Genomic DNA, 6145 nt, shown 5'->3' with positions numbered 1-6145 from the left:
GCCAGCAAAAAGCTGACAAAAAATGCCCGACCCTCCACACGGGGAGTGCAAGAGCCGGAACCAAAAAATATTTGGCACTGACATTCATCGACACACTATTGAGTTCTCAAAGAACACACGCACACACCATCGCCCGGATTGAACCGATTGATCGGTGAAGCAACTTTTCCAGCTTAGCCCAGTCGGGAACCCGGTTGCAAACCAGGGTCTCGTTCGAGCCAGTGTGATCGTCAGGCGCTCCTCGTCCTACCTCGTTTCCCTGGCCTCTCGCTCAGCGTTTCCGCTCAGCTTCTCGGCTCCGGGTCGGTGTCCGTGTCGCTCTGACTTGGAATAAGTTACGTGTCTGCGTGCACGATGTCAAATCCCCTGGTCAGACTGTATTTTCGCGGAAACCTTCGGTTACGCGCGGCTGACCCGGGCGGAATCGGCGCTCAATCCGCGGCGCCGACCCGCACGACATCGCCGCCCAGTGCCTGCAGCTGCTCGACGAAATTCGGATAGCCGCGATCGATGTGGAAGACGTCGTGCACTTCGGTGGTGCCGTCGGCCACCAAACCGGCGAGGACAAGACCCGCGCCGGCACGGATATCCGACGACCACACCGGAGCGCTGGACAACCGCGGGATCCCCCGCACCACCGCGTGATGCCCGTCGGTGCGCGCGTCGGCGCCGAGCCGGATCATCTCTTCCACGAACCGGAAGCGCGCCTCGAAGATGTTCTCGGTGATCATCGAAGTGCCGTCCGCGATGGACGCGAGTCCGATGGCCATCGGCTGCAAGTCGGTCGGGAAGCCGGGGAACGGCAGTGTCGAGAAGTTGACGGCGCGCGGGCGCTCGGCCTGGACGACCCGGAAGCCGTCGGTTTCGAAGGAGATGCGCGCGCCCGCCGAACGCAGCTTGTCCAGCACCAGCGAGAGGTGCTTGGGATTCACGCCGGTGACGCGGATGTCCCCGAGGGTCATCGCGGCGGCGATGCCCCACGTCGCGGCCACGATGCGGTCACCGATCACGCGGTGGGTGGTGGGCGAGAGACGTTCGACGCCCTGGATGGTGAGCACCGAGGTGCCCGCCCCACTGATCCGCGCGCCCATCCGGACGAGCATGTTGCACAGGTCGACGATGTCGGGCTCGCGCGCGGCGTTGTCGATCACCGTCTCCCCCTCGGCGAGCACCGCCGCCATGAGGATGTTCTCGGTCGCGCCGACCGAAGGGAAATCGAGACGGATCCGGGCGCCCTGCAACTCGTCGGCCCGGGCCACCACGCAACCGTGCTCGATCTCGCTGGTCGCGCCGAGCAGGCGCAGACCGGCCTGGTGCATGTCCAGCGGGCGGGAGCCGATCGCGTCACCACCCGGCAGCGCGACGACGGCGCGCTTGCACCGCGCCATCAGCGGACCGAGCACGCACACCGACGCGCGGAACTGGGTCACCGCGGGGAAGTCCGCGTGGTACTTCGGTTCGGCGGGCGTGGTGATGGCGACCACCCCGCCGTCGATGGTCACGTCGCAGCCGAGTCCGCGCAGGACATCACCCATGAGCGGCACATCGAGGATGTCCGGGCAGTTCGTGATGGTGGTGGTGCCCTCGGCCAGCAACGCAGCGGCCATCAGTTTGAGGACGCTGTTCTTGGCGCCCCCCACCGTGACCTCACCGACGAGTCTGTTTCCGCCGGTAACCAAAAACCGTTCCATGCCGCCTCTCCGCGTATTCGGCGCACTGTTGGTGCAAGGATAGTTGGGGCGGCGCGCTACGGTGCCGCGTCTCCACGACTCCCTCGCCTCCGGACGATTTCGCCGTTCGAGCGAGTGCCGCTGGGTGAGCGTTTCGCGAGCCGGCGAGGTGGTTCCGTCGCCTTGCCTGCCATACCCCGCGATCGCTCGGGTACTCGCCTGGCGGTGCTACGCGATCAGGCGCCCGGCTGTTGTCCGCCGGGTTTCCACAGGATATCGCCGCCCGGATTGGCCGCTCGGCTGAGGATGAACAGCAGATCCGAGAGCCGATTGAGGTACTTGGCGGGCAGGACGCCGGTGTCCTCCGGATGGGCCTCGATGGCAGCCCAAGCCGAGCGCTCCGCGCGACGGGCGACCGTGCGGGCGGTGTGCAGCAGCGCCGCCAACGGCGTACCGCCGGGCAGGATGAACGAATCGAGCGCGGGCAGTTCGGCGTTGAACTCGTCGCACCATGCTTCCAGCCGGTCGATGTAGGGCTGGGTGACCCGTAACGGCGGGTACTTCGGCTCCGCCACCACGGGTGTAGAGAGGTCGGCGCCCGCGTCGAACAGATCGTTCTGTATCTGCCGCAGCACCGCGAGCATCGCCTCATCCGGCCCGCCGAGCGCGATCGCCACACCGATGGCGGCGTTCGTCTCATCGCAGTCGGCGTAGGCGACCAAGCGAGGGTCGGTCTTCGCGACCCGCGAGAAGTCGCTCAATCCCGTGGTCCCGTCGTCGCCGGTCCGGGTATAGATCCGCGTCAGATGCACGCTCACAGCACAACCCTAGCGGGAGCCGCCGGACGACGTCCGCGCGGGAACGCGCGTACTACAGTCCCGGCATCCGGCGCGTGCGGTCGGAAGGGCGGGATTCCACCCAGGACAGGAAAGCGGTCAGGGAGTCGCGATCCAGGGCCAGTTCGAAATCGCCCGCGCGATCCGACACCGCGATCACGGCGATGTCGTCGGTCATGATGTCGTACTCGTCACCACGGGGGCCGCGCCGATCACCGATCTCGATGCCTTGGCGCCGGATGGTGGAATCCGGGCCGAGTTTCAGGCTGGTGAGTTTGAAGAAGACCAGCCGGTCTTCGTCGTAGCGGATCAATCCGTGCCGCCACCCTTGACCGCCGCGTGCGGGGAGGACGCGCAGGATCGCGGCAGTTCCGCCACGGCGCAACATGATCAGCCGGTAGGTCGAGGCAAGCGCGAGGAACACGAGCGTGAGCACCAGAATGATCAGCAGAACCATCCCGGTTTGCAATGCCGTTCGTCCCTTCGCTACGCCGCCGTGTCGTCGACACGGCATTCGATTGGCGGTGTTCGCCGGCTCTTCGTGGTTTCGCAGGCTTGCACCTGGCGAGCCCGTTGCTCACACCGCGTGCGGTCATTCAATCACGGCCCCGAGTTTACAAATGGCCCGGCCGTGTCCGACTCGCCTGAAAGACGCTGTCGGCGGTGAAGAGGCTCTTCACCGCCGACAGCATTTGTTCTCGATGGCAGGTTGTGGATTACGCGTTCGCGACCTGCTCGACGGCGCGTACCCGGGCCTGAGCCGCCTTCTGCTGCTCCTGGCTGGCGTCGGAGTCGGCCAGCACCCGGCGGGCCGCCTCGACGTCCACCTCGTCGGCGAATTCCGCCGATTCGGCCAGCACCCGGACCGAGTTCGCGGTCACCGAGAAGAAGCCACCGTGCACCGCGGCGACGATGCGCTGACCGTCGGTGTCCACGATCGTGACGGTGCCGCCTTCGACAAGCTGGCCGAGCAGCGGCTCGTGCCCGGCCATGATGCCGATCTGGCCCTCGGTGGTCTGCGCGCTGACGAACGACGCCTGGCCGGACCAGAGCAGCCGCTCGACCGCGACGAGATCGACTGACATTTCCGCCATCGGTGACTACTTTCCGAGGATCTTCTTGGCGGCCGCCTCGACGTCGTCGAGACCACCGCAGCTGTTGAAGGCCTGCTCCGGGTAGCTGTCGAACTCGCCCTTGCAGACGCGATCGAAGTCGTCGATGGTCTGCTCCAGCGGAACGACCGAACCCGGCTGACCGGTGAACTTCTCGGCCACGATGAAGTTCTGGCCGAGGAACTTCTCCAGACGACGGGCGCGACCGACGAGGACCTTGTCCTCTTCCGACAGCTCGTCCATGCCGAGGATGGCGATGATGTCCTGCAGTTCCTTGTACTTCTGCAGGATCCGCTTGACCTCGTTGGCCACCCGGAAGTGCCGGTCGCCGACGATCGATGCCTCCAGGATGCGGGAGGTCGAGGTCAGCGGGTCGACGGCCGGGTAGATGCCCTTCTGCGAGATCGGGCGGGAGAGCTCGGTCGTCGCGTCGAGGTGGGCGAAGGTGGTCGCAGGCGCCGGGTCGGTGTAGTCGTCGGCGGGCACGTAGATGGCCTGCAGCGAGGTGATGGACCGGCCGCGGGTCGAGGTGATGCGCTCCTGCAGCTCACCCATCTCGTCGGCCAGCGTCGGCTGGTAACCGACGGCGGAGGGCATGCGGCCGAGCAGGGTCGACACCTCGGAACCGGCCTGGGTGAACCGGAAGATGTTGTCGATGAACAGCAGCACGTCCTGGTGCTGCACGTCGCGGAAGTACTCGGCCATGGTCAGCGCCGAGAGGGCGACACGCATACGGGTGCCCGGCGGCTCGTCCATCTGGCCGAAGACGAGGGCGGTGTCCTGGAGGACGCCCATCTCCTCCATCTCCAGGTGCAGGTCGGTGCCCTCACGGGTGCGCTCGCCGACGCCGGCGAACACGGAGGTACCGGAGAACTCCCGCGCGATACGGGTGATCATCTCCTGGATCAGAACGGTCTTGCCGACACCGGCGCCACCGAACAGACCGATCTTGCCGCCCTTCACGTACGGGGTGAGCAGGTCGATGACCTTGATGCCCGTCTCGAGCAGCTCGGTCTTGCCCTCGAGCTGGTCGAACGACGGCGGCTTGCGGTGGATGCCCCACTGCTCGCCGTCGCGGCCGAGGCCGGGGGTGTCCAGGCAGTCGCCGAGCGCGTTGAAGACGTGGCCCTTGACCACGTCACCGACGGGCACCGAGATCGGCTTGCCGGTGTCGGTGACGGTGGCGCCGCGGACCAGGCCGTCGGTCGGCTGCATCGAGATGGTGCGCACGATGTTGTCGCCGAGGTGCTGGGCGACCTCGAGGGTCAGGGTCTTGGCCACCGAGGTCAGGGTGATCTCGGCGTGCAGAGCGTTGAACAGCTCGGGAATGGCTCCGCGCGGGAACTCCACGTCCACGACGGGGCCGATGACCCGGACGACGCGGCCTGCGGCGCCGCCGGTCCGGCTCGTGTTGTCTTGAGTGACAGCTGCGGTCATTGGTGTTGGTTCTCTCCGTGTCGATGTGCGGCCTTCGGGGGCCTTACTACGTGCCCGTCGCTCAGGCCGCGTGTGGCGCTCAGTCGCGGTCCGAGCTCGACGCCAGCGCGTTCACGCCGCCGACGATTTCGCTGATTTCCTGCGTGATCTGGGCCTGACGCACCGAGTTCGCCTCGCGCTGTAGCACGCTCGCGAGTTCGTTGGCGTTGTCGGTGGCGGCCTTCATTGCGGTGCGCCGAGCCGCGGACTCGGATGCCGCTGCCTCGAGCAACGACGCGTAGATACGCGTATTGACGTACTTGGGCAGCAGCGCCGCCAGCAGCACATCGGCGTCGGGCTCGAATTCGTACTGCGCGTGGACGTCAGCGGTCGGCGAATCCGACACCATGTCCTCACCCAGGTCGAAGTTCTCGTCGACGTAGCTCACCTGGATGGGCGCCAGCCGGCGCACCTCCGGGGTCTGCGTCAGCATCGACACGAAGCGGGTGTACACCACGTGCAGCTCATCGACTCCGGCGATGTCACCCGTCCCGTTCGGAGCGGGAACCGCGCCGTCGGAACCCGCCATGAAAGCGTCCACCAGGTGGTTGCAGGCGGCCGAGGCATCGGTGTACTTCGGCTGCTGCGAGAACCCGGTCCACGCCGACACGTACGGGCGGTCGCGGAAGGCGTAGTACGTCAGGCCCTTGTTGCCCATGACGTAGAGCACCGGCTCCTTGCCTTCGTCGCGCAGGGTGGTCATCAGCTCTTCGGCGCGCTTGAGCACGTTCGAGTTGTAGCCACCGCACATGCCGCTGTCGCTGGTGATCACCAGCACGGCCGCCCGGCGCGGGTTGGGGCGCTCGGTGAGCAGCGGATGCGAAAGGTTCTTCGACGCGCTCGCCAGCTCGCTGAGGACCTTGGTGATCTCCTCCGCGTACGGCTTCGCGGCCGCGACCCTGGCCTGGGCCTTGGAGATGCGCGAGGTCGCGATCAGCTCTTGGGCCTTGGTGATCTTCTTGATCGAATTCACACCACGAATGCGGGAGCGCAATTCACGCAAGCTTGCCATCAGCGGTTCACACTCCCTTCATTCCCTGCGTTGGATTGG

6 protein-coding genes are annotated in these 6145 nt (G+C 66.3%); all 6 read right to left on the bottom strand.

What is annotated here, in order from left to right:
- Positions 1 to 431 precede the first annotated feature (431 nt).
- Positions 432 to 1691, bottom strand: coding sequence for a UDP-N-acetylglucosamine 1-carboxyvinyltransferase (gene murA, locus HOV91_RS31155; protein WP_043720838.1), 1260 nt, complete (start codon positions 1689 to 1691; stop codon positions 432 to 434).
- 215 nt (positions 1692 to 1906) lie between these two features.
- Positions 1907 to 2488 carry a cob(I)yrinic acid a,c-diamide adenosyltransferase gene (locus HOV91_RS31150; RefSeq protein WP_174188887.1) on the bottom strand — a complete coding sequence of 194 codons (582 nt, stop codon included), beginning with the start codon at positions 2486 to 2488 and terminating at the stop codon, positions 1907 to 1909.
- Between the two features lie 52 nt (positions 2489 to 2540).
- Positions 2541 to 2963: a DUF2550 domain-containing protein gene (locus HOV91_RS31145; RefSeq protein ID WP_039796346.1), complete on the bottom strand. Its 423-nt coding sequence runs from the start codon at positions 2961 to 2963 to the stop codon at positions 2541 to 2543.
- A gap of 259 nt (positions 2964 to 3222) precedes the next feature.
- Positions 3223 to 3600: a F0F1 ATP synthase subunit epsilon gene (locus HOV91_RS31140; RefSeq protein ID WP_174188886.1), complete on the bottom strand. Its 378-nt coding sequence runs from the start codon at positions 3598 to 3600 to the stop codon at positions 3223 to 3225.
- A gap of 6 nt (positions 3601 to 3606) precedes the next feature.
- Positions 3607 to 5055 (bottom strand): F0F1 ATP synthase subunit beta, encoded by a 1449-nt coding sequence (gene atpD, locus HOV91_RS31135; protein WP_174188885.1) that lies wholly within the window; start codon positions 5053 to 5055, stop codon positions 3607 to 3609.
- Between the two features lie 79 nt (positions 5056 to 5134).
- On the bottom strand, positions 5135 to 6106 hold the full coding sequence (locus HOV91_RS31130) for a F0F1 ATP synthase subunit gamma (protein ID WP_174188884.1): 972 nt from the start codon (positions 6104 to 6106) through the stop codon (positions 5135 to 5137).
- Between the last annotated feature and the right edge of the window lie 39 nt (positions 6107 to 6145).

It is taken from the genome of Nocardia barduliensis (assembly GCF_013315795.1).
In the GTDB taxonomy this organism is placed as follows: Bacteria; Actinomycetota; Actinomycetes; order Mycobacteriales; family Mycobacteriaceae; genus Nocardia; species Nocardia barduliensis.
This window is presented reverse-complemented; position numbering and strand designations above follow the sequence as displayed.